Below are 238 nucleotides of genomic sequence, written 5' to 3'. Positions count from 1 at the left end.
AGGCCGGATGTGGAAGCCCAGTAATGGGTGGAGCTGACCGGTACTAATAGGCCGAGGGCTTGTCCTCAGTTGCTCGCGTCCACTGTGTTAGTTCTGAAGTAACGAACTGTGCCGATATCCGGTTGGTTAACTTCATAGAGTTTCGGTGGTCATAGCGTTAGGGAAACGCCCGGTTACATTCCGAACCCGGAAGCTAAGCCTTTCAGCGCCGATGGTACTGCAGGGGGGACCCTGTGGG

The 238-nt window shown here is 55.5% G+C and carries 1 rRNA gene; it reads left to right on the top strand.

The features are described from left to right. Window positions 1–141: 141 nt before the first annotated feature. Window positions 142–238: ribosomal RNA gene (rrf, locus tag IF00_RS43150) — 5S ribosomal RNA — on the top strand; the annotation flags it as partial.

The organism is Streptomyces flavochromogenes (genome assembly GCF_000717595.1).
GTDB classification, from domain to species: domain Bacteria; phylum Actinomycetota; class Actinomycetes; order Streptomycetales; family Streptomycetaceae; genus Streptomyces; species Streptomyces flavochromogenes.
The sequence above is the reverse complement of the archived record's forward strand: the minus strand, read 5'-3'. Positions and strand labels throughout refer to the sequence as shown.